The following is a 23,218-nucleotide window of genomic DNA, read 5'->3' on the forward strand; positions in this document are numbered from 1 at the left end:
CCTTACCCGGCAACAAGACTAGACGCGATCCTTCCACACAGTCTGCACATTACAGAACTCATGCAGACCGAAATGAGAAAGCTCTCGCCCGAAGCCGCTCTTCTTCACCCCGCCAAACGCGACGCGCGCATCGCTGGCGCTGTAGCCGTTGATAAAGATCCCGCCGCACTCCAGCTCGCGCGCAAAGGTTTCAGCCAGCGCATCGTTCTCGGTAAAGACCGTCGCCGATAAGCCAAAATCGCTGTCGTTAGCCAGCTGCAATGCGTGCGCCGCATCGTTCGCGATGGTAATTGCCGCCACCGGACCAAACAGCTCCTGACGAAAGGCCGTCATCTGTGGGGTGACGCCGCCGAGTACGGTTGGGGCATAATAGTTACCGGTCCCGGACATCTTCTCTCCGCCCAGCAGCAGGGTCGCCCCTTCCGTCAGCGTAGCCTGCACCTGCTGATGCAGTTCATCGCGAAGATCAAATCGCGCCATCGGGCCAATATAGTTATCTTCCTCATCCGGTGCGCCCATCTTCAGCGCCTTGACCGCGTCAACAAAGCGTTGGGTAAAGGCGTCCGCCACGCCCGCTTCCACAATAAAGCGTTTTGCCGCCGCACAAACCTGCCCGGTATTCTGATAACGTCCGGCCACCGCCGCGTTGACGGCCAGATCCAGATCGGCATCGTTCAGAACGATAAACGGATCGGAGCCGCCCAGCTCCAGCACGCATTTCTTCAGCGCCGCGCCCGCCTGCGCGCCAATCGCCGCACCAGCCCGAACGCTGCCGGTTACGGTCACCGCCGCGATACGACGATCGTTAATCGCCTGGCTGACGCCGTCATTCGTCGCGTTCACCCAGCCAAAGACCCCCTCCGGGAAACCGGCATCCGCGAACACCTTCCCGATCAGCTCCGCCGAGCCGAGCACATTAGGCGCATGTTTAAGCAGATAGCTGTTCCCTGCCAGCAGGATCGGCACCGCACCGCGCAGCACCTGCCAGAGCGGGAAGTTCCACGGCATCACCGCCAGAACGGGGCCAAGCGGGCGGTACTCAATCACCGCATTTTCGACCTGGGTAGATTCCGGGTGCAGCATCGCCGGGCCGTGTTCAGCGTACCAGTCGCAAAGGCTGGCGGACTTAGCCACCTCCGCACGCGCCTGCATAATGGGCTTGCCCATCTCCCGGGAGATAGTCTGCGCCATCTCTTCCGCACGACTACGCAGCGCCGCACCCAGATCGCGAAGTTTTTGCGCCCGGTGCGCCACGCTTTCGCGTCGCCACTGACGAAAACCGGTATCCGCCTGCGCAATGGCACGCTCAACGTCATGGGACGTTGCCCACGGGTAAGCAGCCAGCGTTTCGCCGGTAGCCGGGTTGACAGAGTGGGCATGGGTAGCAGATGAATAGGTCATGATGTTCTCCACGTAATAACAGTTGATTGATTGTGGCCTACTCTGCTATTTCTTAAAAATGAATAATACTCACCACCTTATTCACGAATCGAGAATGGTATGGACTTAACTCAGCTTGAGATGTTTAACGCCGTCGCACTGACCGGCAGCATTACCCAGGCGGCGCAGAAGGTACACCGGGTGCCGTCAAACCTCACCACCCGCATCCGACAGCTAGAAGCGGATCTCGGCGTTGAACTGTTTATTCGCGAGAATCAGCGCCTGCGGCTTTCCCCCGCCGGGCACAATTTTTTGCGCTACAGCAAGCAGATCCTGGCGCTGGTTGACGAAGCGCGAATGGTCGTCGCCGGGGATGAACCGCAGGGATTATTCTCGCTCGGCGCGCTGGAAAGTACCGCCGCCGTACGCATTCCGGAAAGTCTGGCGCGGTTTAACCAGCGCTATCCGCGCATTCAGTTTGCGTTGTCCACCGGACCTTCCGGTACGATGATTGACGGCGTGCTTGAGGGGACGCTCAGCGCCGCCTTTGTCGACGGGCCGCTCTCGCACCCGGAACTGGAAGGGATGCCGGTTTACCGGGAAGAGATGATGCTGGTCACCCCTGCGGGTCACGCGGAAGTATCAAAAGCCACGCAGGTGAGCGGCAGCGACGTGTATGCCTTTCGCGCCAACTGTTCTTACCGGCGTCATCTGGAGAGCTGGTTCCATGCCGACCGCGTCACGCCGGGAAGGATCCATGAGATGGAGTCCTATCACGGGATGCTCGCCTGTGTGATTGCCGGGGCAGGCATTGCGCTGATGCCCCGCTCCATGCTGGAGAGCATGCCGGGGCATCATCAGGTGGCGGCGTGGCCGCTGGCGGAAAACTGGCGCTGGCTCACCACCTGGCTGGTGTGGCGACGCGGGGCGATGACTCGCCAGCTTGAGGCGTTTATAGGGCTGCTAAACGAACGTCAGCCACCAGCGTCTTCTCCATAAACAGGCTCAGCGGATCCTCGTTGTAGGGGGCAAACGCGGCGCGCCGTTCGTATCCACACTGTTGATACAGACGAATGGCGGCGTGTTGTTTGATCCCCGTCTCCAGCCGGACGGTGTGGCAGCAGCGGCTGAGGGCTTCATCTTCCAGCGCCGCCAGTAATTTATCACCCAGCCGTTGCCCGCGATGGGTTGGGTCAATATAGACCCGTTTCATTTCCCCGGTCCCGTCCCCGTTCAAAACGACAGCGCCACACCCGACGGCGTTAAGCTGAGTGTCACGAATAATCATCAGGATCAGCGAGTCGTCCGGTAGTTCGGTTAAATCCAGCAGATGATTACTTTCCGCGGGATAGAGAACGCTTTGATAACGGTCCAGCGCCGTAATCAGGGCGAGAATATCTGGATGATGGGCGGATTCAGCGGTAATAGAATACATGGCAGGCTCCTTGTCGTTTTCGTTCAACATACCGCCCGCCCTGTATTCCGGCGTCATAGTTTTTAATGATGACCGTAATCCTGGAGTCGAAGGAAGATTTTCCCCTTCATATACAGTGTGGCCTGCCCGCCAATCAGCACGCGGTCGCCTTTCAGCTCGCAGCGCAGATCCCCGCCGCGCAAGGAGACCTGGCGGGCCGACATCTGCGTTTTTCCGAGCTTTTCGCTCCAGTACGGGATCAGCATGCTGTGAGCTGATCCCGTCACCGGATCCTCCGGCACCCCTTCCCCCGGGCAGAAGAAGCGGCTGACGAAATCATACTCATCCCCCGGCGCCGTAACGCAGACCATTTTCCCCAGCGGGAGCATGGCCGCGATATCCGGCGTCAGCGCCTCCACCTGCCGCTGGCTGTCGAGCACTACCAGGTAATCACGCCCCACACGCACCTCTTTTGCCGCGTTAATGCCCAGCGCGCTGAACAGCACCGCGGGTGGAGTATCGACCACCTCGGTTGACCACGCCGGGAAATTAAGCGTCAGCCAGTCGCCGCTGCGTTGTACCGTCAGTTCGCCGACAAAGCGCGTGGTGAAGGTGATTTCAGTATGCGGATAATCCAGGTATTCGAAAATAACGTGAGAAGCCGCGAGGGTTGCGTGGCCGCAGAGGTTAATTTCATCCTGCGTGGTAAACCAGCGCAGTTCAAACCCGTTATCCGTTCGGACAAAGAACGCCGTCTCTGACTGATTATGCTGCTTCGCCATCTTCAGCAGCGTCTCATCCGGCAGCCACGCTTCCAGCGGACACACCGCCGCCGCATTGCCGCCGAACGCCCTGTCGCTGAAGGCATCTACCAGATAAAAATCAATTTCCTGCATCGTTGGTTCCTCTTAGATTTGTTCAGCGCAGAAATACTGTGCCCTTCAGATACAGTGCCGCCTGCCCGCCCATCCGCACGCGGTCGCCCTTGAGTTCGCAGCGTACGTCGCCACCACGGGCAGAAACCTGGCGGGCAAACATCTGTGTTTTGCCAAGCCGTTCACTCCAGTACGGGATCAGCATGGTGTGCGCGGAGCCGGTGACAGGATCTTCCGGCACGGCCACGCCTGGCGAGAAGAAACGGCTGACAAAGTCGTATTCCCTCTCGTCCCGGGCAGTGACGGCCACTTTATGCTCGCCCGGCGTCATGGCGGAGAAATCCGGATTAAGGGCTTCAACCTGCTCGCGGCTTTCCAGTACCAGCACCCAGGCGCGGCCTTTTCGCGCCTCGACGTAGTGGCTGATACCGAGTGCGGTGAGCATCTCCGGTGGCGGCGTCTGTGCCTGCGTCGGGCAGGCCGGGAAGTCCAGCGTCATCCAGTCACCTTCACGACTGACGGTCAGGCGACCAGAGGCGGTGTCAAAATGAAGGCGTGAGTCCGGATAATCCAGTTCGTGAAACAGTACATACGCCGCGGCAAGCGTCGCGTGACCACAGAGATTAACCTCGGTGAGCGTGGTGAACCAGCGCAACTCGATCCCCCCTTTGGTACACACAAAAAACGCGGTTTCTGACTGGTTATGCTGTTGTGCCATCCGCAGTAACGTCTCATCCGGCAGCCACGCGTCGAGCGGGCACACCGCCGCCGGGTTGCCGCCAAAGGAGGACGCGCTGAACGCATCTACCAGATAAAAATCAATCTCCTGCATCGTGTTACCGCCTGTTTTTGTTGTGTTGTTCTTTATCTTCAATGAAAACAACCCCGTTCGCTACCGCTGCATGAAGGTAAATTTTGTGATTCACATCACATAACGGTTGAGTTTTCGCCGTTTAAGGCTTTAAGATCGTCTCCTCATCTTTCAGGCAACGAATCCCAGATATCCCTATGACAACACACACGGTTTCCCGCAGAGTCGCGTGGCTACGCGTGGTCACGCTCGCCATCGCCGCGTTTATTTTCAACACCACGGAATTTGTTCCGGTTGGGCTGTTGTCCGACATCGCCGCCAGCTTCCATATGGAAACGGCACAGGTTGGCATTATGCTGACCATCTATGCATGGGTGGTGGCGCTGATGTCGCTGCCGTTTATGCTGCTGACCAGCCAGATGGAACGTCGTAAGCTGCTTATTGGGCTGTTTGTGGTGTTCATTGCCAGCCATGTGCTGTCATTTATGGCATGGAACTTTACCGTGCTGGTCATCAGCCGCGTCGGCATCGCGTTTGCCCATGCCGTTTTCTGGTCGATCACCGCGTCCCTCGCCATTCGTCTGGCTCCGGCGGGAAAACGCGCCCAGGCGCTGAGCCTGATTGCCACCGGAACGGCGCTGGCGATGGTGTTAGGCCTGCCGATCGGGCGCATTGTGGGACAATACTTCGGCTGGCGAACCACCTTCTTTGCCATCGGCATGGGGGCGCTGATCACCCTGGTGTGTCTGATCAAACTGCTGCCAAAACTGCCCAGCGAACACTCCGGCTCGCTGAAAAGTCTGCCGCTGCTGATGCGTCGACCGGCGCTGATGAGCATCTATCTGCTGACCGTGATTGTGGTGACCGCCCATTACACGGCCTACAGCTATATTGAGCCGTTTGTTCAGGTTGTGGCGGGCTTTAGCGCTAACTTTGCCACCGTTCTGCTGCTGATCCTGGGCGGCGCGGGGATTATCGGCAGCATCCTGTTCGGGAAGCTGGGCAATAAGCACGCGTCTGCGCTGGTAAGCAGTGCGATTGGTCTGCTGCTGGCATGCCTGCTGTTACTGATGCCTGCGGCAGGCAGCGAGAGTCATCTGGCGATCCTCAGTCTGTTCTGGGGCGTGGCAATCATGATTATTGGTCTGGGAATGCAGGTCAAAGTGCTGGCGCTGGCCCCGGACGCCACGGACGTAGCGATGTCGCTCTTCTCCGGGATTTTTAATCTGGGGATTGGCGCCGGTGCGCTGGTGGGAAATCAGATCAGCCTGCATGTATCGATGTCGGCCATTGGTTATCTCGGGGCGATTCCGGCGCTGATCGCGCTGATCTGGTCGGTGCTTATCTTCCGTAAATGGCCGGTCGCGATGGAAGAACAGTCCAGCCACGGTTGACGTTTGTTATGCCGGGTGGCGGCTTCGCCTTACCCGGCCTAAGAAGCATTAATATCCGTGTTCTTCATCACCGCCAAGATAACGGAATCTTTCATCTGTCATTTTGGTCTGACAATCATAGATACCGATTCTCGTTGCCAGAGGAGTGGTTGCACAAGACGCATCGCTTTATATTCATAAGAATTATATCCATTGCGAGTAGGCCGGGTAAGGCGAAGCCGCCACCCGGCAACGTTCTCAATGATACGTCTTAACAATCTCCAGCACGCCGTTAATAATAAACTGCACGCCCATACAGACCAGCAGAAAACCCATCAGTCGGGAGATAGCTTCAATCCCCCCCTTACCCACCCAGCGCATAATCGCCCCGGAGCTGCGCAATGACCCCCAGACGATAATAGCGATAAGCGCAAAAATGATCGGCGGCGCAACGGTGATAACCCAGTGCGGGAATGTCGTCCCATCACGCACCGTTGAGGCGGAACTGATGATCATCGCAATCGTCCCCGGCCCCGCCGTACTCGGCATGGCTAACGGCACAAACGCGATGTTGGCGCTCGGTTCGCTTTCAAGCTCCTCCGATTTGCTTTTGGCTTCCGGGGATTCGTGCGCTTTATGCGCCGGGAACAGCATCCGGAAACCAATAAAGGCCACAATCAGCCCGCCAGCAATACGCAGACCGGGAATCGAAATACCAAAGGTATTCATCACCAGTTGCCCGGCGTAATAAGCCACCATCATTATGGCAAAGACATAGACAGAGGCCATCATCGACTGCTGATTGCGCTCTGCGCTGTTCATGTTCCCCGCCAGCCCCAGAAAAAGCGCCACCGTCGTTAACGGGTTCGCCAGCGGCAGCAACACCACCAGTCCAAGCCCCACTGCTTTAATCAAATCCAACATAATGCACCGCAGTCCTTATCCTTATTCAACATCGCAATTATAGGGGCAAATCCTCGTCCGGAGCCATCCGACAGCGTAACCATAATTGTCTCGCGTAATTCATAACCCCAGATTATCTGTATGATTTAAAAGCGTACAGAATAAGTTCCTGAAGCGTTTTAGCATTTCGTGGCATCGGCCGATTCATTCAGTTGACTTATACTTGCCTGAGCAATAATATCTGCCGTGACTAAACTACTTGCCAGGGCAACCATTGTGAAAAGCACCAGTGACCTCTTTAACGACATAATCCCACTGGGTCGTCTTATTCATATGGTTAACCAGAAAAAAGATCGCCTGCTCAATGACTATCTGTCACCGCTGGATATCACCGCAACACAGTTCAAAGTGCTGTGTTCCATTCGCTGCGAAGTGTGTATCACGCCGGTTGAGCTGAAAAAGGTGCTCTCTGTCGATCTGGGTGCGTTAACCCGCATGCTGGATCGTCTCGTCTGTAAAGGATGGATAGAACGAAGCCCTAACCCGAATGACAAACGTGGCGTACTGGTGAAACTGACCAGCGATGGCGCGGCCATGTGTGAGCAATGTCATCAATTAGTAGGACAAACACTGCACCAGGAACTGACAAAAAACTTATCGGCAGATGAAGTGGCAACGCTTGAGCTCTTACTCAAGAAAATCCTGCCGTAAACAGAAAAAGAGGTATGACGATGTCCAGACGCAATACTGACGCTATCACCATTCATAGCATTTTGGACTGGATCGAAGATAACCTGGAATCTCCACTCTCTCTTGAGAAAGTGTCTGAGCGTTCAGGTTACTCAAAATGGCACCTGCAACGGATGTTTAAAAAAGAGACCGGCCATTCATTAGGACAATATATTCGCAGCCGCAAGCTGACGGAGATTGCCCAAAAACTGAAAGAAAGCAATGAGCCGATCCTCTATCTGGCGGAACGCTACGGATTTGAATCGCAACAGACCCTGACGCGTACGTTCAAGAACTACTTTGACGTGCCGCCTCATAAGTACCGTATTACCAGTATGCCGGGTGAATCCCGTTATCTGTATCCGCTAAAACATTGCAGTTAATCATCGCCTGTTAAGACGTAACCGAGGAAATCATGAAATTTATCGCCTCCGCCGCCCTCACCTTGCTGGTGCTGGTTTCCGGCCAGAGCTTCGCGGAGCAAACCCCCAATGCGGGGCAGCAAAATAATCGTGACACCATGATTATGCCGTCCACGCAAAACCAGTCGCCCTGGGACTTCAATCACATGGGCGCTGGCAGCGACAAATCCGACGAATTAGGCGTGCCGTATTACAACCACGACCTGTAATTCGTTTTTGCCCCGCTAATGCGGGGCTTTTTTCTGCCTTAACCCCGCACCCGCGTTGCCCGACGCACCCGCAAGCCAAAGACGTTGATATACAGCCCGGCCATAATCAGCCCTGCGCCACACAGTTGCAGCACGCTGAGCGTTTCATCCAGCAACAGTGCGGCGCTGGCAAGCCCGACCACCGGTACCAGCAGCGATAATGGCGCCACACGCCAGGTTTCATAGCGTCCGAGCAGCGATCCCCAGATACCATAGCCAATGATTGAGGCGACTAACGCCAGGTAGATCAGCGACAAAATCGTCGTCAGGTCGATCTCCACCAGGCTTTTCAACATCGCCTGCGGACCATCCAGAATAAACGACGCGGCCATAAACGGCACGATTGGGATCAATGCGCTCCAGACCACCAGCGATAAGACCGGCGGACGCGTCTCGTGCTGCATTATCAGTTTGTTAAAGATATTGCCGCACGCCCAGCTCAGCCCCGCCGCCAGGGTGAGCATAAAGCCCAGCAGCGCGACATGCTGACCGTTGAGGCTGCCTTCAATCAGCACCAGCACGCCAAAGACCGCAAGGCTAATGCCCGCCAGCTGCTTGCCCTGCAAGCGTTCGCCGAAGACAAATGCGCCGAGAATGATGGTAAAGAACGCCTGCACCTGAAGCACCAGCGAAGCCAGGCCCGCAGGCATACCGAATTTGATGGCGCAAAAAAGAAACGCAAACTGACCAAAGCTGATGGTAAGGCCGTAGCCCAGCAGCAGCTTAAGGGGAATTTTCGGGCGGGCAACGAACAGCAGCGCCGGGAAGGCCACCAGCAGGAAGCGCAGCCCCGCCAGCATCAGTGGAGGCATGTTGTGCAACCCCATTTTGATGACCACAAAATTGAGTCCCCACACCACGACAACCAGCAACGCTAACAGCCCGTCTTTCCGCGTCATTTTCCGCCCCTGAATTATTAAAATTTTGTAAACACTTCAAGGTAACAGAAAAAATAGCCCCGCGAGAAGATCATTAATTCTGGTACTGGAGAGAAGCACCTGCGGATAAATTGGGTGCTATACAAGCTGCCGATCCCATGATAATCCTGTAATAACACAACAAAAAAAGCATAAGCATTTGTCGGGCAGGAAAATGAAACCATCAATCAGGCGCTCAACCGCAGCGCTGCTGGCATCGTCATTGTTATTAACAATTGGCCGCGGGGCAACGCTGCCCTTTATGACCATATATCTCACACGCGTGTACGATATGAGCGTGGAGAATATTGGCTATGCCCTTACCGTGGCGTTGACCATCGGCGTGGTGTTTAGCCTGGGGTTTGGCATCCTGGCGGATAAGTTCGACAAAAAACGCTATATGCTGATCGCCATCGTGGCCTTTATCGCCGGGTTTGTGGCGATTCCGCTGGTGAATAACGTGACGCTGGTGGTGCTGTTCTTTGCCCTGATTAACTGCGCCTATTCCGTCTTCTCAACGGTGCTGAAAGCATGGTTTGCCGACGTGCTGACCTCCAGCGAAAAGGCGCGCGTTTTCTCACTCAACTACAGTTTCCTGAACATTGGCTGGACGATCGGGCCGCCGATCGGCACCCTGCTGGTGATGTACAGCCTGCAACTGCCGTTCTGGCTGGCCGCCTTCTGTGCCGCACTGCCGCTCGGGTTTATCCATTTCTTTGTGCAGAAAAGCATAGCCTCAGACAGCCCTGAGGAGAAAATGCCGTGGCAGCCCTCGGTGCTGCTGAAAGACCGGGCGCTGTTCTGGTACACGCTCTCCGGCCTGCTGGCGTCGTATGTGGGTGGATCGTTCGCCACCTGCATTTCCCAGTATGTCCTCGCCGCACATGCGGACAGTGACTTCGCAGAAAAGGTGGTGGCCGTTGTGCTGCCCGTCAACGCGGCGGTGGTCGTCACCCTGCAATACGCGCTTGGACGTAAGATCACCGCCAGCAATATTCGTCCGTTAATGACCGCCGCGACGCTTTTTTTCATCCTCGGGCTGGGCGGGTTTATGCTTTCCGGCGAGAACCTGATTTACTGGGGGATCGCGGCGGCGATTTTCACCCTGGGTGAAATTATTTATGCACCGGGTGAATACATGCTGATCGACAATATCGCCCCGCCGGGCATGAAGGCGAGCTATTTCTCCGCCCAGGCGCTAGGCTGGCTCGGCGCGGCGGCGAACCCGATGATCACCGGGCTCATCCTGACCCATCTACCGCACTGGTCATTATTTATCATTATGATGGCCGCCATCATTGCGGCCTGGCTGATGATATTGCGCGGGATGCGCGTGAAAAGTGAAGATAGCGTGTCGGGTGGCGCTGCGCTTACCCGACCGACAAAACCCTAATCGTAAGCCGGGTAAGGCGAAGCCGTCACCCGGCAAAACCAACACCCTAGTGGTGCAACATCTCCTCCACCACCTGCTCTTTGTACATCTCATTCGGGTAGTAGGTCGGCCAGTTATCCATCTCTTTCAGCAGCGCCTCGTGGGAGGTGTTGCCCATAAAGATATGGAAGTGTGAAGAGGCTTTCGGCCCGATGATATGGTCGCTGAACTGCACAAACTTAGGCGCCTGGCTCGCGTTATCCTTGCATTCAAACAGGTAGCGCACGCCTTTTTTCCCCGACGCATAGGTCAGAATTTTGTAGCCGCTGTAGTCGTAGCGGCAGCTGCTCACCGTTTTGCCTCGGTGGAATTCCATCACGTTGTTTTCAATGCCGATGGCGTCCACGTCCGTCGCGTACCCCTTACGGTAGTAGGCCTTCACCTCGGCAGCGGATTTTTCTCCCTTCTGCGCTTTCTTTTCGAAAACCGGATCCAGCGAACCATCAAGCAGGAACGGATAAACGGACTGCCAGGTCCCGTCCCAGTCAGACAGCTTCCTGTCCCTGACGTCTTTATCCTCAAAGACGCCGTTTGCCGCCTTCTGTTCCGCCTCTGTCATCTGATGACCGTGCGAATGGGCAAAAAGCGAGCCGCTTACCAGCAGCGTTCCCAGAGTCAGCGCAATTTTTGCAAGTTGTGCAGCCACAGCAAAATCCTCATTCCGTTTTATAAGAATGAGGATGTTATATTATAACATTTCAGATCGCAACCAGCCCGCGAACGCCCTCCTGCTCCATGTTCTCCCCGCGCCCCTGCTGGACGATGCTGCCGCGCGACATCACCAGATAGCTGTCGGCCAGCTCTGCCGCAAAATCATAAAACTGCTCCACCAGCAGGATGGCCATATCCCCCCGGTTCGCCAGGCTGCGGATCACCTGCCCAATCTCTTTAATCACCGACGGCTGAATACCTTCCGTGGGTTCATCCAGAATCAGTAACCGTGGACGGCTCGCCAGCGCGCGACCTATCGCCAGCTGCTGCTGCTGACCACCGGAAAGATCGCCTCCGCGTCGGTGCTTCATCTCCTTCAGCACCGGGAAAAGCTGCCAAATCTCCTCCGGTACGCTCCTTGCGTTTCCCGCGGAGAAGCGTGACAGCCCCATCAGCAGGTTTTCTTCTACGGTCAGACGCGGAAAAATCTCCCGCCCCTGCGGAACATAGGCCACGCCGGACTGCACCCGCTGGTGCGGTTTACTGTGAGTGATGCTCTTTCCCTGCCAGACCACCTCCCCGCCTTTCACCGGGATCAGCCCCATCAGGCACCTCAGCAGCGTGGTTTTGCCCACCCCGTTGCGCCCCAGCAGGCAGGTAACTTCCCCGACGACCGCCTCAAAGCTCACCCCGCGCAGAATATGACTTCCGCCGTAGTACTGATTCAGTTCGCTAACCTGTAACATCACCTCTCCTTAACGTCCCAGATAGACGTCAATTACCTGTTCATTGGCCTGTACCTCGCGAAGCGAACCTTCCGCCAGTACCCGCCCCTGATGCAGCACCGTGACGTGGTCGGCGATGGTCTCGACGAAGCCCATATCGTGCTCAACCACCATCAGCGAATGCTTGCCTGCCAGGGTGCGGAACAGCTCGGCAGTGTATTCCGTCTCTGCGTCAGTCATACCGGCAGCGGGTTCGTCCAGCAGTAACAGGTGCGGGTCCTGCACCAGCAGCATGCCGATCTCCAGAAACTGCTTCTGTCCGTGGGAAAGCAGCCCGGCACGGCGATCGCGCTCGCTGCCAAGCCGCAGCAAAACCAGCATCTCATCAATGCGGTCGCGCTGCTCGCCGCTGAGCGTGGCCCGCAGGCTCGCCCAGACGGCCCTGTCGGCTTTCATGGCGATTTCGAGGTTTTCCCCTACGGTCAGCGCTTCAAACACGGTCGGCTTCTGGAACTTACGGCCAATGCCCTGACGGGCGATGGCCGCCGGTTCCAGGGCAGTCAGATCGATGGACTGATCGTAAATAGCTTTCCCGCTTTTTGGCCGGGTTTTGCCGGTAATCACGTCCATCAGCGTGGTTTTACCGGCGCCATTAGGGCCAATGATGCAGCGCAATTCTCCGACGCCGATGTTCAGCGAGAGATCGGTCAACGCCTGAAAACCGTCGAAACTGACGTTAATGGCCTCGAGCTGCAACACCGGATCGGTCTGCTCGCGGTAACGGTCGCCCGGTAGCTGGCGGGTAAAGAGTCCTTCAGAGGGCTGCATTAATTCTCTCCCTTACGAAACAGACCGAACACGCCGCGCGGTAAAAACAGCGTCACGGCGATGAAAATCAGCCCCAGAAACAGCTGCCAGTACTCCGGCATCGCCACGGTGAAAAAGCTCTTCGCACCGTTGACCAGCGCCGCGCCAATCACCGGGCCCACCAGAGTGCCGCGTCCACCCAGCGCTACCCAGATGGCCGCTTCAATCGAGTTGGTCGGCGACATTTCACCCGGGTTGATAATGCCCACCTGCGGAACGTACAGCGCTCCCGCCAGGCCACACAGCACGGCGGAAAGCGTCCAGACCAGCAGCTTGAAACCGCGCGGATCGTAGCCGCAGAACGTGAGACGGTTTTCCGCATCGCGCACCGCCGTTAAAATGCGGCCAAATTTACTTTTCGCCAGCGCGTAGCCTGTGCCCAGGGCCAGAAGCAGCAGCACGACCGTTGCGAGAAACAGCGCGATCCGCGTGGTGGTCGCCGTGACGGAAAACCCGAGCAGCGTGGTAAAGCCGGTAAAGCCGTTATTGCCGCCAAAGCCGGTTTCGTTGCGAAAGAACAGCAGCATGCCCGCGTAGGTCAGCGCCTGGGTCATGATGGAGAAATAGACCCCTTTGATCTTCGAGCGAAAAGCAAACCAGCCGAAGACCAGCGCCAGCAGGCCGGGGATCGTCACAATTAACACCAGAGCCCATGCAAAATGCTGCGTTCCCCACCAGAACCAGGGCAGCTCGCTCCACGAGAGAAACGACATAAACGCGGGCAGCCCGTCCCCGGCCGCCTGGCGCATCAGGTACATGCCCATCGCATAGCCGCCCAGAGCGAAGAATATGCCGTGCCCCAGTGAGAGCATACCGGCATAGCCCCAGACCAGATCGAGGGCCACGGCGACAACTGCGTAGCAGAGGATCTTGCCGATGAGCGTCAACATCCACGTAGAAACGGCCAGCGGATGCGTTGCGGGCAACAGCGCGAGAAAAGGCAGCACCAGCAGCGCCGCAACCAGCAGACTGCCGAAGATTTGCGTGGAGCGCGGTGCCCTGCGCGCCAGTGTTAAGGTCAATGGCTGGCTCATCAGTCTGTCACCCTCCCTTTAAGTGCGAATAACCCCTGCGGACGTTTCTGAATAAACAGAATGATCGCCACCAGAATCAGGATTTTGCCCAGCACGGCGCCCATCTGCGGTTCAAGAATTTTATTGAAGATCCCCAGACCAAAGGCCGCCGCGACGCTACCGGCCAGCTGGCCGACGCCGCCGAGCACCACCACCAGGAACGAATCAATGATGTATCCCTGGCCCAGCTCCGGTCCCACGTTCCCCAGTTGGGACAATGCCACGCCGCCCAGCCCGGCAATGCCGGACCCGAGGCCAAACGCCAGCATATCTACCCGTCCGGTGGGGACGCCGCAGCAGGCCGCCATGCTGCGGTTTTGCGTCACCGCCCGCACGTTCAGCCCCAGACGCGTTTTATTCAGAATGAGCCAGGTGAAGAACAGCACCATCAGCACAAACCCGAGCACCACAATACGGTTCCACGGCAGCGTCAGGTTGGCGAAAACCTGCACCCCGCCGGACAGCCAGGCCGGGTTTGCGACCTCAAGGTTCTGGGCGCCAAAGGTCATGCGCACCAGCTGGATAAGCATCAGGCTGATCCCCCAGGTGGCGAGCAGGGTTTCCAGCGGGCGGCCATACAGATGGCGGATCACCGTGCGCTCCAGCACCATCCCGATACCTGCCGTCAGGCAAAATGCCACCGGCAGCGCCACCACCGGATAAAGCGCCAGCCACTGAGGCATCCACTGCGCCATAACCTGCTGCACCATCCAGGTGGCATACGCCCCGAGCATCAGCATTTCGCCGTGGGCCATGTTAATCACCCCCAGCAGACCATAGGTGATAGCCAGCCCGAGCGCGGCCAGCAAGAGTACCGATCCCAACGACAAGCCCATGAAGGCCTGCCCCAGCAGTTCGCCCCACATCAGCCGGTGCTGAATACGGTCCAGGCTCTCAGCGGCGGCGGCACGTACCCGTGCGTCCGGCTCGGTTTGCGCCCGGGTGAACGGAGTCAGCGTGGCCTGAACGTCCGGATCGTCAGACTGTCCCAACAGTTCAACCGCGTTGAGGCGCGTTTCCGCCTGCGGACTCGCCAGCTGAAGATTTGCCAGCGCCAGCCTCAGCGACTGTCGGGTGACGTCATCCGTTTCGCGGTTAGCCCGCTGTTGCAGAAACCCGAGCATATCCGGCTGGGCGTCACGCTGAAGTTGCCGCGCGGCATGACGCCTTTCGGTGACACTGTCACTGACAAGCTGATGCGTCGCCAGCGCCGTGACGGTTAACACGCGCAGCCGGTTGGTCAGCCGCACGGCTTTGGTCGTTCCTTCGGCGCTCTTTGCCGCGCCCAGGGCAACCATTTCGCCGTCGATGCGGGTAAAAGCCTTCTTCTGGCTGTCGGTGTAGAGGTTCTCCTGTTGCAGCGCTTTAAGCAGCGGCAAACGTGCAGGTTCCGGCGTGGCTGCCCAGCGGGTCAGCATAGCGGTCTGCTGGCTGCGGCTAGCGGCAACGAAATCATCGGCATCCGATGCCTGCACCATCCCTGGCAGCAGTCCGGTAAGCCACACAATCGCAATAATTATGCGCATGGCGTTCATGACGTCTCTCCCTGGTGGTGGCTTAGTTGCTGGCGGTTTTCATCGGCTGGTCAGGTTTTTTGTCATTCCCGGCGATAAACGGGCTCCACGGCTGAGCGCGTACCGGCTGTTCGGTTTGCCAGACGACATTGAACTGGCCGTTGCCTTCGATTTCACCAATCATGACGGGCTTATGCAGGTGGTGGTTGGTGGCATCCATGGTCAGCGTAAAGCCGGACGGCGCGTTGAACGACTGGCCCGCCATTGCCGCGCGCACTTTGTCCACGTCGGTTGTCCCCGTTTTTTCAACCGCCTGCGCCCACATATGCAGGCCGACATAGGTCGCTTCCATCGGATCGTTGGTGACGACGGTATCGGCATTCGGCAGCTTATGGGCTTTCGCGTAGGCTTTGTAGGCCGCGACAAAGGTCTGGTTGGTCGGGTTATCGACGGATTCAAAGTAGTTCCACGCCGCCAGGTTACCCACCAGCGGTTTGGTATCAATGCCGCGCAGTTCCTCCTCGCCCACCGAGAACGCCACCACCGGCACGTCCGTGGCTTTCAGCCCCTGGTTCGCCAGCTCTTTATAGAAAGGCACGTTGGAATCACCGTTGATGGTTGAGACCACCGCCGTTTTACCGCCCGCGGAGAATTTCTTGATACTGGCGACGATGGTCTGGTAATCGCTATGACCAAACGGGGTGTAGACCTCTTCAATATCTTTATCTTCCACGCCTTTCGAGTGCAGGAAGGCGCGGAGGATCTTGTTCGTGGTGCGCGGGTAAACGTAGTCCGTTCCCAGCAGGAAGAAGCGTTTCGCGCTGCCGCCGTCCTCGCTCATCAGGTACTCCACCGCCGGGATCGCCTGCTGGTTTGGCGCCGCGCCGGTATAGAAGACGTTAGGTGACATCTCTTCACCTTCATACTGCACCGGATAGAACAGCAAACCGTTCAGCTCTTCAAAAACCGGCAGAACTGATTTACGCGATACGGAGGTCCAGCAGCCAAACACCACGGCGACCTTATCCTGGCTCAGAAGCTGGCGGGCCTTTTCGGCAAACAGCGGCCAGTTGGATGCCGGGTCAACCACCACCGGCTCCAGCTTTTTCCCGAGCACGCCGCCTTTGGCGTTGATTTCGTCGATGGTCATCAGGGCGACATCTTTCAGGGGCGTTTCTGAAATGGCCATCGTGCCGGAGAGTGAGTGCATGATCCCGACTTTAATGGTCTCTGCGGCCTGGACGCCAAAACTGACCCCCATGGCGACCACGGAGGCGGACAAGGCGAACGCTTTTATAAAGGTACGACGGTGCATATTTTCACTCCTGAAAAAGAAAGCTGTGCGAAGACGTCCGTTACCGCCCGGACGCAGAAAAAGTAACGTCAGTTTCAGGAGAGCAAAAAGGGTGCCAGGTTGCAGAGGCAGGATTTAAACGGGTTCGAAGAGAGGATCTACGGGAAACGACTCAGAATGGTACAGCGCTGCACTGTAATAATGCAGCGCTGTGAACGATGTTACCAGACGTCGCTGGCGATTTGCGTCACCAGGCGAACTTTATCCCACTGCTGGGCTTCGCTCAGGCTGTTACCCTCTTCCGTGGAGGCAAATCCGCACTGTGGGCTGAGGCAAATCTGCTCTTTCGCCACGTAGCGCGCGGCCTCTTCCAGACGCGCTTTCACCCCTTCCGGGTTCTCCAGTTCACCGTGCTTGGTGGTGATTAGCCCCAGAACCACCTGCTGTTTACCCGGGCGCACAAAACGCAGTGGCGCAAAGTCGCCGCTACGGTCGTTGTCGTACTCCAGGAAGAACGCGTCGACGTTCACCGTACCGAACAGCACCTCCGCCACCGGCTCATAGCCGCCTTCGGAAATCCAGGTTGAGCGGAAGTTGCCGCGGCAGACGTGTAGCCCGATGGTCAGATCGTCCGGTTTGCCCTCCAGCGCCTTATTCAGCACCCGGGCATAGGTTCGGGCAAGTTCGTCTGCATCATCACCGCGCTCGCGGATCTGCCGGCGCTGGTCTTCTGAACAAAGGTAGGCCCAGACGGTATCATCCAGTTGCAGATAGCGGCAGCCTGCATCGTAAAAGGCCCGAATGGCATCGCGCCAGGTGGTCGCCAGATCGTCAAAGTAATCTTTCAGATCCGGGTATACCGTGGCATCAATATCCTTGCGGCCACCGCGGAAGTGCAGCACGCTCGGGCTCGGAATGGTCATCTTCGGCTGTGCGTTACCGCTGATGCTTTTGAGGTAGCGGAAATCTTCCAGCATAGGATGATCGCCGAAGCCCAGTTTGCCCGTTACGCGCACGCCATGGGCTTTGGTCTGCACCCCGTTGAACTGAATGCCCTGCTGCGAATCATAACGCTCTACGCCCTGTAGCCCGTCAAAGAAGTCAAAGTGCCACCAGGCGCGGCGGAATTCACCGTCCGTTACCACATGCAGACCGCAGGCGCACTGCTGCTCGACAACATGGCGAATGGCCTCGTCCTCAACCGCGCGAAGCTGACCGGCATCGATCTCACCGCTGGCAAATTGCAGACGGGCCTGTTTAACAGAATCCGGGCGTAAAAAACTGCCGACTACATCGGCGCGGTACGGGGCATGGTGTCGCTGCATGGAAATCTCCTCTGTCTGTCGGCGTTAATTGCCCACAGTGATAATTCATCTCTTGAATATTTAGACTTCTGGATGTCTAAACGTCCTGAAAAGATGTCATACCGGCTCTCCGCCGACAAACGAGAAAATTTCATCTGTGTTGAAATAAATTCATGTTCACAGGGCGGGTGATGAAGATCCTGCAAACGCGAACCGCTCATCTTCCCAGCCGGTCATGCCTCCGAGCATAACCTTGACCGGCAGACCCAGACGCGCCAGCTTCAGCGCCGCCCTGTCCGCCCCGTTGCAGTGCGGGCCTGCACAATAGACGACAAACAGCGTGCCCTCTGGCCACGCTTTCATCCGCTCGGCGGTGATCTGGCTCCAGGGTAAATGCAGCGCGCCGGGCAGATGCCGCCGGGCAAAATGTTCAGGTTTTCCGACAACGTGCAGCAGAACAAAGTCCTGCTCACCGCTGGATACCGCGTGATGGACATCGGCGCAGTCCGTCTCGACGCTCAGACGACGCAGAAAATGCCCCACGGCTTCCTGCGGCTCAGCAGCCGGAAATTCAGTAACATAGCTCATGAATCTTCCTCATTTGTGGTGTTTGTGTTAACACTACTCTATCCCTTACTTCAGCCCATGAATGCGTCCGCCTATGCCAGAAAACAGCAAAAAGATGACAAACTTAAGACATCCCTCGCCGCGCGCGGTCGTGCTGGCATATGACGGTTTATGTACCTTTGAGTTTGGCGTGGCGGTAGAGATCTTTGGCTTGCCGCGCCCGGAGATGGGCGAGGACTGGTATCAGTTCGCCGTGGCGAGCGTGGATGACGGCGAGCTCCGGGCAACGGGCGGGATCCGTATTCTGGCCGATGGCGATCTGGGTCTGCTGGAAACGGCGGATCTGGTTGTCGTACCCGGCTGGCGAGGGCTGGACGAACCCGTACCCGACGCGCTCTGTCAGGCGCTCCGTGCGGCGCATGCCCGGGGTTGTCAGCTACTCTCAATCTGCTCTGGCGTTTTCGTTCTGGCAGCCTCAGGCCTGCTTGACGGGCGGAAGGCAACCACCCACTGGCGCTACACGCAAGCTCTGAAAGCACGCTATCCCGCTATCACCGTGGTTGAGGATGTGCTGTACCAGGACGAAGGCGATATTCTCACTTCCGCAGGCAGCGCCGCGGGGATTGATCTGTGCCTGCACGTGGTGCGCCGGAATTACGGTATTGAAGCGGCAAACTGCGTGGCGTGTCGGCTGGTGATCCCGCCCCATCGGGACGGCTCGCAAACCCAGCAGCTTAGCCGACCGGTGGCTCAGTTGCGGGAGAGCCAGCGCCTGGGCCAGCTGTTTGATTATCTTCACCAGCATCTGGCCGTTTCCCATACCGTCGAATCGCTGGCCCTGCGGGTGGGTATGAGTCAGCGCACTTTTCTGCGCCGTTTCCAGGACGCAACCGGAACAACGCCCGCGCGCTGGTTATTAACTGCGCGATTGCAGCGGGCAAAAGATTATCTCGAAAACAGTCGACTCAGCATCGACAATATTGCGGAACAAACCGGATTTGGACAAAGCGCCACGCTGCGCCACCATTTCCGGCAGCAATTTGCGCTTTCGCCCGCGCAATATCGCAAACAATTTTTACAGCCGGTACGATAAACGGGCAAAAAAAAACCGCCATAATCTGGCGGTAAATGCTTGCATGGATAGATTTGTATTTTGGTATCTACGCTCCGGTATTCCATACCGGGATGTGGATCACCTGCAATCTACCACTGTGAGCCTCAACGAAGCATAAACGAATCGATTAACCCGCTTTGGTATTAATTTGCAGATAACGCATCAGCCCCTGCTCTGCACTCTGGCGGGCATCATCATTAATCGCTTCGAGATAAAACGCACGAGAGACCCCATACGGCGCCTGCTCGGATGGGTAAACGGCGAACTGGAAGGTTTTGCCCCTCGCCTTATTGGTACAGCCCAGCTCCCAGCGATCTTCACTTACCTGGGTGCTATTACATTCGACACGTCCGTAATCGCTGGTTAAATACGATCCGACACGGCTTTTTGCTGACTGAATATATTCTGGTTCTTCATTTGAATAGATGCTGGCCGCAGCACCCACCGCAACCACTACGCCCAGAAGTGATAGCACGATTATTTTTTTCATTTATTCGATCCAATCCTTAGCCAGAAAAATCTTATTGTAAATGATTTCCCAATAAATCTAGCTTCTCTTTGCATACCAGAAATGGGAGTTTACAACGGCGATATTGCTTTTAAGAATAGTCTTAAGTGAGTTTTATTGCGACCACAATTTTTGACAGTCTATTTTCTCAAATTTAAACAGTCGAATAATTACTCTATGAAATTATCCCTACGATGACCGTAGCGTATTTTCAGGGGATAAAGGATGTTCAGAAAAGAATTTTCGCTACTGCTGGTGATTAGCGCCCTGTTCTCAGGGCAGATTATGGCGGAGCACAAAGGGCATGAATTTGTGTATGTGAAAAACGCCGACCATCAGCTTCGTCATGAAGCTGACAGCGACGAGTTACGCAGCGCGGCTGAGGAGTCTGCGGAGGGGTTGCGCGAGCACCATGCCTGGCAGAAATCGCGCAAACCGGATACCCACTCTGCGGGTTAGCTGCCTTTACGCTTCGGCAGGGTCTTCATCAAATCGTCAGGGCTGACGGAGGCCACAATGCTTCCCGGAGGCGGCATTTTGAAGATGTGATTCTTCATCTTGCCGATAACGTGCATTTCACACGGACGGCAGTCAAACTTCAGCGTCAGCACTTCATCGCCATTCACCAGCTGCATCGGCGTCGCTTTCCAGCTTTTAATATTGCCTTTCGCCTGTTTCGGACAAAGGTTAAAGGCAAACCGCAGGCAGTGTTTGGTGATCATCACCGGCACATCGCCCTTCTCTTCATGCGCTTCATACGCGGCGTCAATCAGCTGCACGCCGTGACGATGGTAAAACGCACGCGCTTTGTGGTTGTAAACGTTCGCGAGGAACGAGAGATGCGTGTCCGGGTAGACCGGCGCAGGCACCGTTTCGGCCTTACGGCTGCCGCGCGGATAGTTTGCCAGGCGTGCTTCATCCAGCATCTCTGCCGTTTCACGGCGGAACTGGTTCAGCAGGCTGTTCGGCACGAACAGCGCGTCCGGCAGATTCACCTCAGTATTGCGCGCGTAATAAATGGTCTGCCCCAGCTTCGCCACGCCATCCTTGAGGTTGCTAAGCGCTTTCTCCGCATTGTTCGCCACCTCGAACAGGCCGTCGAGCGTATGCGTCACGCTGATACCGTCTTCGCAGGTCATGGTCAGGATCAGCTGCTCTTCCCAGCCCCCCAGCGCGATATCCACCGCAATGCGGCGCTCGCTGGAGGTCTTGAGCAAGGCCTGCTGCCAGTTGTGATCCAGGTTACGGTTAAGCGCCGCATTAGGACGGGCTTTGTAGAGATCGGCAGGCATTTCGTTCGGCCAGACGCGATAGCGATTTTCGCCGATTTTCTCCACCGTATTGGCGCGGAAACCCACTACTTCACGTTTGATCATCACGTTGAGACCATCGCCATTCGCCAGCGGCTCTGTAACCTGAACGTCAAGATGATCTTTCGCCACTTTCAGCACTTCACCCACCGGTAAACCGATAAACTTCGGTGAATCGAACGCGCCAATATCCCCTTTACGGGCATTCACGAAATAGTCCGTGCTGCCGCGGTGGAAGGTCTTGTCCGTCGACGGAATAAAGAAATGCTCTGTACGACCGGCGGATGCGCGCGCCAGGTCACCGCGATCGTCGATGATGGCATCCAGCATCTGACGATAATGGGCGGTGATATTTTTCACGTAGCTCATGTCCTTGTAGCGCCCTTCAATTTTGAAGGAGCGTACACCGGCATCGATCAGCGCGCCGAGGTTGGCCGTCTGATCGTTATCTTTCATCGACAGCAGGTGTTTTTCGAATGCCACCACGCGGCCCTGATCGTCTTTCAGGGTATAAGGCAGACGGCAGGCCTGAGAGCAGTCGCCCCGGTTAGCGCTGCGCCCCGTCTGGGCGTGAGAGATATTACACTGCCCGGAATACGCCACACACAGCGCACCGTGGATAAAGAATTCAATGGTCGCGTCGGTCGCCTGGTGGATATCGCGGATCTGGTTCAGGTTCAGCTCGCGCGCCAGAACAATCTGCGTAAACCCGACGTCCGAAAGAAACTTCGCCTTCTCAACGGTGCGGATATCGCACTGGGTGCTGGCATGCAGCTCAATCGGCGGGATATCCAGTTCCAGAACGCCCATATCCTGAACGATCAGGGCGTCAACGCCGGTCTGGTAGAGATCGGTAATAAGACGCTGCGCGGGCTCAAGCTCATCATCATGAAGAATGGTGTTCAGGGTCACGAACACCTTCGCCCCGAAACGGTGGGCGAACGGGACCAGCTCGGCAATGTCGCGCAGGCTGTTGCTGGCGTTATGACGGGCACCGAAGCCAGGGCCGCCAATGTAGACGGCATCTGCTCCGTGAAGAATGGCTTCACGGGCAATGGCGGCGTCGCGGGCCGGGCTTAGCAGTTCAAGATGATGGGAGTGCAGGCGCATACTTCGTCGTTATCCGTTATGGTCAAAATGGCGGCTATTGTAGTCAGAAGTCTGTGCCAGTGAAACCGTTTTGCGACGCTTTAGCGGGGATAATGGATCAGAGAGTGAAAATGCACCGTCCGGGCGCTGCTGTTGCGGTACGCGTGCGGTTTATCGCCGGCAAAACGCACGCCGGAATCAGCGTATAGCGTGCGCCAGACACCGTCAATCTGCATGTCCAGCTCACCGCTTATCACCACCACGTGCTCGATCACCCCGGCTTCGTGCGGCGTGGACTCACTCAGCGCGCCGGGCGACAGGGTGATGGAGAAATGGTCGAACTTAAGCTGTTCATCCCAGGGGAAAAGCGGTTTCACCACCATCGCCTGCTGCTGCGGATCGAACACCGCCTGCGGTTCGCTTTCTGGAGTGATAAACGCCGAAAAAGGTACGTTCAGCCCGGTGGCGATTTTCCACAAAGTAGAGACCGTCGGGCTGGACTCATTGCGTTCGATTTGCCCAAGCATCGCTTTCGACACGCCCGTCTCTTCCGCCAGTTTCGACAGGCTCCAGCCCCGCGCCTGACGCAGCGCTTTCAGTGTGGTTGCCAGGTGTTGAGTGATATCCATAGTTCCTCCCGTTGCGGCAAAGCATACCACTTGTACGCTATAGCGCACAGTGATACCTTATCCTGGACG

Annotated in this window: 25 protein-coding genes; 8 read left to right on the top strand and 17 right to left on the bottom strand. The window is 56.9% G+C overall.

Going from position 1 to position 23,218, the window contains the following annotated elements; genetic code table 11:
- Nucleotides 1–18: 18 nt before the first annotated feature.
- Entirely contained in the window at nt 19–1,401 is a 1,383-nt protein-coding gene (gene sad, locus ACOTWU_RS12295) for a succinate-semialdehyde dehydrogenase (RefSeq protein ID WP_126498536.1), read from the bottom strand.
- A gap of 99 nt (nt 1,402–1,500) precedes the next feature.
- Here sad and ptrR point away from each other — a divergent pair, with 99 nt between their 5' ends.
- Nucleotides 1,501–2,379 carry a putrescine utilization regulator PtrR gene (ptrR, locus tag ACOTWU_RS12300; protein WP_047741287.1) on the top strand — a complete coding sequence of 293 codons (879 nt, stop codon included), beginning with the start codon at nt 1,501–1,503 and terminating at the stop codon, nt 2,377–2,379.
- On the opposite strand, the gene ACOTWU_RS12305 is transcribed toward ptrR, so the two are convergent.
- The 3 genes from ACOTWU_RS12305 to ACOTWU_RS12315 all read right to left on the bottom strand — a co-directional run bounded on the left by ACOTWU_RS12305 (nt 2,333) and on the right by ACOTWU_RS12315 (nt 4,501).
- Nucleotides 2,333–2,815 carry a GNAT family N-acetyltransferase gene (locus tag ACOTWU_RS12305; RefSeq protein WP_047741328.1) on the bottom strand — a complete coding sequence of 161 codons (483 nt, stop codon included), beginning with the start codon at nt 2,813–2,815 and terminating at the stop codon, nt 2,333–2,335. The two genes, ptrR and ACOTWU_RS12305, sit on opposite strands and share 47 nt — an antisense overlap.
- Before the next feature lie 62 nt (nt 2,816–2,877).
- Nucleotides 2,878–3,690 (bottom strand): PhzF family phenazine biosynthesis protein, encoded by an 813-nt coding sequence (locus ACOTWU_RS12310; RefSeq protein ID WP_047741288.1) that lies wholly within the window; start codon nt 3,688–3,690, stop codon nt 2,878–2,880.
- A gap of 22 nt (nt 3,691–3,712) precedes the next feature.
- The gene (locus ACOTWU_RS12315) at nt 3,713–4,501 is read right to left on the bottom strand and encodes a PhzF family phenazine biosynthesis protein (protein WP_045349595.1); all 789 of its coding nucleotides are present in this window, start codon (nt 4,499–4,501) and stop codon (nt 3,713–3,715) included.
- A 176-nt stretch (nt 4,502–4,677) separates the two neighbouring features.
- On the opposite strand from ACOTWU_RS12315, the gene ACOTWU_RS12320 reads away from it, so the two are divergent.
- Nucleotides 4,678–5,874, top strand: a complete 1,197-nt coding sequence (locus tag ACOTWU_RS12320; protein ID WP_023296611.1) for a sugar transporter — start codon at nt 4,678–4,680, stop codon at nt 5,872–5,874.
- A 237-nt stretch (nt 5,875–6,111) separates the two neighbouring features.
- Here ACOTWU_RS12320 and ACOTWU_RS12325 read toward each other — a convergent pair whose 3' ends face one another.
- Nucleotides 6,112–6,777, bottom strand: a complete 666-nt coding sequence (locus tag ACOTWU_RS12325) for a MarC family NAAT transporter (protein WP_017693435.1) — start codon at nt 6,775–6,777, stop codon at nt 6,112–6,114.
- A gap of 255 nt (nt 6,778–7,032) precedes the next feature.
- Between ACOTWU_RS12325 and marR the strand changes: the two genes are divergently transcribed.
- Genes marR through marB form a run of 3 tightly spaced genes read left to right on the top strand, consistent with a single transcriptional unit; the run spans nt 7,033 to nt 8,116 of the window.
- Entirely contained in the window at nt 7,033–7,467 is a 435-nt protein-coding gene (gene marR, locus ACOTWU_RS12330) for a multiple antibiotic resistance transcriptional regulator MarR (protein WP_017383983.1), read from the top strand.
- Between the two features lie 20 nt (nt 7,468–7,487).
- Nucleotides 7,488–7,868: an MDR efflux pump AcrAB transcriptional activator MarA gene (gene marA / locus ACOTWU_RS12335; RefSeq protein WP_001303241.1), complete on the top strand. Its 381-nt coding sequence runs from the start codon at nt 7,488–7,490 to the stop codon at nt 7,866–7,868.
- 32 nt (nt 7,869–7,900) lie between these two features.
- A complete protein-coding gene (marB, locus tag ACOTWU_RS12340; RefSeq protein WP_015570538.1) occupies nt 7,901–8,116 on the top strand; it encodes a multiple antibiotic resistance protein MarB in 216 nt (71 codons plus the stop codon).
- 38 nt (nt 8,117–8,154) lie between these two features.
- Here marB and eamA read toward each other — a convergent pair whose 3' ends face one another.
- Nucleotides 8,155–9,054 (bottom strand): O-acetylserine/cysteine exporter, encoded by a 900-nt coding sequence (eamA, locus tag ACOTWU_RS12345; protein ID WP_058700938.1) that lies wholly within the window; start codon nt 9,052–9,054, stop codon nt 8,155–8,157.
- 193 nt (nt 9,055–9,247) lie between these two features.
- Between eamA and ydeE the strand changes: the two genes are divergently transcribed.
- Nucleotides 9,248–10,465: an efflux MFS transporter YdeE gene (gene ydeE / locus ACOTWU_RS12350; protein ID WP_017383985.1), complete on the top strand. Its 1,218-nt coding sequence runs from the start codon at nt 9,248–9,250 to the stop codon at nt 10,463–10,465.
- A 46-nt stretch (nt 10,466–10,511) separates the two neighbouring features.
- Here ydeE and zinT read toward each other — a convergent pair whose 3' ends face one another.
- From zinT to ACOTWU_RS12390, 8 genes are all read right to left on the bottom strand, one after another.
- A complete protein-coding gene (gene zinT, locus ACOTWU_RS12355) occupies nt 10,512–11,150 on the bottom strand; it encodes a metal-binding protein ZinT (RefSeq protein ID WP_017693437.1) in 639 nt (212 codons plus the stop codon).
- Nucleotides 11,151–11,202: 52 nt separating this feature from the next.
- Nucleotides 11,203–11,901, bottom strand: coding sequence for an urea ABC transporter ATP-binding subunit UrtE (urtE, locus tag ACOTWU_RS12360; RefSeq protein WP_032103021.1), 699 nt, complete (start codon nt 11,899–11,901; stop codon nt 11,203–11,205).
- 9 nt (nt 11,902–11,910) lie between these two features.
- Nucleotides 11,911–12,708, bottom strand: coding sequence for an urea ABC transporter ATP-binding protein UrtD (gene urtD / locus ACOTWU_RS12365; protein ID WP_058689375.1), 798 nt, complete (start codon nt 12,706–12,708; stop codon nt 11,911–11,913).
- A complete protein-coding gene (gene urtC / locus ACOTWU_RS12370; RefSeq protein WP_015570542.1) occupies nt 12,708–13,781 on the bottom strand; it encodes an urea ABC transporter permease subunit UrtC in 1,074 nt (357 codons plus the stop codon). The genes urtD and urtC overlap by 1 nt, the downstream gene beginning before the upstream one ends.
- The gene (gene urtB / locus ACOTWU_RS12375) at nt 13,781–15,355 is read right to left on the bottom strand and encodes an urea ABC transporter permease subunit UrtB (RefSeq protein WP_015570543.1); all 1,575 of its coding nucleotides are present in this window, start codon (nt 15,353–15,355) and stop codon (nt 13,781–13,783) included. The genes urtC and urtB overlap by 1 nt, the downstream gene beginning before the upstream one ends.
- Nucleotides 15,356–15,377: 22 nt before the next feature.
- Complete coding sequence (gene urtA / locus ACOTWU_RS12380) at nt 15,378–16,649, bottom strand: urea ABC transporter substrate-binding protein (RefSeq protein WP_126498533.1); 1,272 nt, start codon at nt 16,647–16,649, stop codon at nt 15,378–15,380.
- Nucleotides 16,650–16,849: 200 nt separating this feature from the next.
- On the bottom strand, nt 16,850–17,953 hold the full coding sequence (locus ACOTWU_RS12385; protein ID WP_015570545.1) for a cobalamin-independent methionine synthase II family protein: 1,104 nt from the start codon (nt 17,951–17,953) through the stop codon (nt 16,850–16,852).
- Nucleotides 17,954–18,109: 156 nt separating this feature from the next.
- Nucleotides 18,110–18,520, bottom strand: a complete 411-nt coding sequence (locus ACOTWU_RS12390) for a rhodanese-like domain-containing protein (protein WP_015570546.1) — start codon at nt 18,518–18,520, stop codon at nt 18,110–18,112.
- Nucleotides 18,521–18,593: 73 nt separating this feature from the next.
- Here ACOTWU_RS12390 and ftrA point away from each other — a divergent pair, with 73 nt between their 5' ends.
- Nucleotides 18,594–19,592: a transcriptional regulator FtrA gene (ftrA, locus tag ACOTWU_RS12395; protein ID WP_023303721.1), complete on the top strand. Its 999-nt coding sequence runs from the start codon at nt 18,594–18,596 to the stop codon at nt 19,590–19,592.
- 148 nt (nt 19,593–19,740) lie between these two features.
- Here the strand turns inward: ftrA and ACOTWU_RS12400 are convergent, their stop codons facing one another.
- Nucleotides 19,741–20,103, bottom strand: coding sequence for a hypothetical protein (locus ACOTWU_RS12400; protein ID WP_015570547.1), 363 nt, complete (start codon nt 20,101–20,103; stop codon nt 19,741–19,743).
- Between the two features lie 243 nt (nt 20,104–20,346).
- Between ACOTWU_RS12400 and ACOTWU_RS12405 the strand changes: the two genes are divergently transcribed.
- Nucleotides 20,347–20,580, top strand: a complete 234-nt coding sequence (locus tag ACOTWU_RS12405) for a DUF2554 family protein (RefSeq protein WP_015570548.1) — start codon at nt 20,347–20,349, stop codon at nt 20,578–20,580.
- On the opposite strand, the gene ACOTWU_RS12410 is transcribed toward ACOTWU_RS12405, so the two are convergent.
- Together ACOTWU_RS12410 and ACOTWU_RS12415 are read right to left on the bottom strand one after the other, a co-directional pair.
- Nucleotides 20,577–22,541 carry a peptidase U32 family protein gene (locus tag ACOTWU_RS12410; protein WP_108394207.1) on the bottom strand — a complete coding sequence of 655 codons (1,965 nt, stop codon included), beginning with the start codon at nt 22,539–22,541 and terminating at the stop codon, nt 20,577–20,579. The two genes, ACOTWU_RS12405 and ACOTWU_RS12410, sit on opposite strands and share 4 nt — an antisense overlap.
- Nucleotides 22,542–22,621: 80 nt before the next feature.
- Nucleotides 22,622–23,149, bottom strand: coding sequence for a helix-turn-helix domain-containing protein (locus ACOTWU_RS12415; protein ID WP_015570550.1), 528 nt, complete (start codon nt 23,147–23,149; stop codon nt 22,622–22,624).
- Nucleotides 23,150–23,218: the final 69 nt, after the last annotated feature.

This window comes from Enterobacter cloacae complex sp. GYL001 (assembly GCF_049237125.1).
Lineage (GTDB): Bacteria > Pseudomonadota > Gammaproteobacteria > Enterobacterales > Enterobacteriaceae > Enterobacter > Enterobacter hormaechei_C.

What these genes read in the sequence shown, in the direction of transcription:
- sad (WP_126498536.1), bottom strand. Translation starts at nt 1,401, where the DNA reads ATGACCTATTCATCTGCTACCCATGCCCACTCTGTCAACCCGGCTACC.
- ACOTWU_RS12310 (WP_047741288.1), bottom strand. Translation starts at nt 3,690, where the DNA reads ATGCAGGAAATTGATTTTTATCTGGTAGATGCCTTCAGCGACAGGGCG.
- ACOTWU_RS12325 (WP_017693435.1), bottom strand. Translation starts at nt 6,777, where the DNA reads ATGTTGGATTTGATTAAAGCAGTGGGGCTTGGACTGGTGGTGTTGCTG.
- ACOTWU_RS12305 (WP_047741328.1), bottom strand. Translation starts at nt 2,815, where the DNA reads ATGTATTCTATTACCGCTGAATCCGCCCATCATCCAGATATTCTCGCC.
- urtB (WP_015570543.1), bottom strand. Translation starts at nt 15,355, where the DNA reads ATGAACGCCATGCGCATAATTATTGCGATTGTGTGGCTTACCGGACTG.
- ydeE (WP_017383985.1), top strand. Translation starts at nt 9,248, where the DNA reads ATGAAACCATCAATCAGGCGCTCAACCGCAGCGCTGCTGGCATCGTCA.
- urtE (WP_032103021.1), bottom strand. Translation starts at nt 11,901, where the DNA reads ATGTTACAGGTTAGCGAACTGAATCAGTACTACGGCGGAAGTCATATT.
- ACOTWU_RS12385 (WP_015570545.1), bottom strand. Translation starts at nt 17,953, where the DNA reads ATGCAGCGACACCATGCCCCGTACCGCGCCGATGTAGTCGGCAGTTTT.
- eamA (WP_058700938.1), bottom strand. Translation starts at nt 9,054, where the DNA reads ATGACGCGGAAAGACGGGCTGTTAGCGTTGCTGGTTGTCGTGGTGTGG.
- urtA (WP_126498533.1), bottom strand. Translation starts at nt 16,649, where the DNA reads ATGCACCGTCGTACCTTTATAAAAGCGTTCGCCTTGTCCGCCTCCGTG.
- ACOTWU_RS12315 (WP_045349595.1), bottom strand. Translation starts at nt 4,501, where the DNA reads ATGCAGGAGATTGATTTTTATCTGGTAGATGCGTTCAGCGCGTCCTCC.
- ACOTWU_RS12400 (WP_015570547.1), bottom strand. Translation starts at nt 20,103, where the DNA reads ATGAAAAAAATAATCGTGCTATCACTTCTGGGCGTAGTGGTTGCGGTG.
- ACOTWU_RS12415 (WP_015570550.1), bottom strand. Translation starts at nt 23,149, where the DNA reads ATGGATATCACTCAACACCTGGCAACCACACTGAAAGCGCTGCGTCAG.
- urtC (WP_015570542.1), bottom strand. Translation starts at nt 13,781, where the DNA reads ATGAGCCAGCCATTGACCTTAACACTGGCGCGCAGGGCACCGCGCTCC.
- ACOTWU_RS12410 (WP_108394207.1), bottom strand. Translation starts at nt 22,541, where the DNA reads ATGCGCCTGCACTCCCATCATCTTGAACTGCTAAGCCCGGCCCGCGAC.
- marA (WP_001303241.1), top strand. Translation starts at nt 7,488, where the DNA reads ATGTCCAGACGCAATACTGACGCTATCACCATTCATAGCATTTTGGAC.
- ACOTWU_RS12390 (WP_015570546.1), bottom strand. Translation starts at nt 18,520, where the DNA reads ATGAGCTATGTTACTGAATTTCCGGCTGCTGAGCCGCAGGAAGCCGTG.
- ACOTWU_RS12320 (WP_023296611.1), top strand. Translation starts at nt 4,678, where the DNA reads ATGACAACACACACGGTTTCCCGCAGAGTCGCGTGGCTACGCGTGGTC.
- urtD (WP_058689375.1), bottom strand. Translation starts at nt 12,708, where the DNA reads ATGCAGCCCTCTGAAGGACTCTTTACCCGCCAGCTACCGGGCGACCGT.
- marB (WP_015570538.1), top strand. Translation starts at nt 7,901, where the DNA reads ATGAAATTTATCGCCTCCGCCGCCCTCACCTTGCTGGTGCTGGTTTCC.
- ptrR (WP_047741287.1), top strand. Translation starts at nt 1,501, where the DNA reads ATGGACTTAACTCAGCTTGAGATGTTTAACGCCGTCGCACTGACCGGC.
- ACOTWU_RS12405 (WP_015570548.1), top strand. Translation starts at nt 20,347, where the DNA reads ATGTTCAGAAAAGAATTTTCGCTACTGCTGGTGATTAGCGCCCTGTTC.
- ftrA (WP_023303721.1), top strand. Translation starts at nt 18,594, where the DNA reads ATGCCAGAAAACAGCAAAAAGATGACAAACTTAAGACATCCCTCGCCG.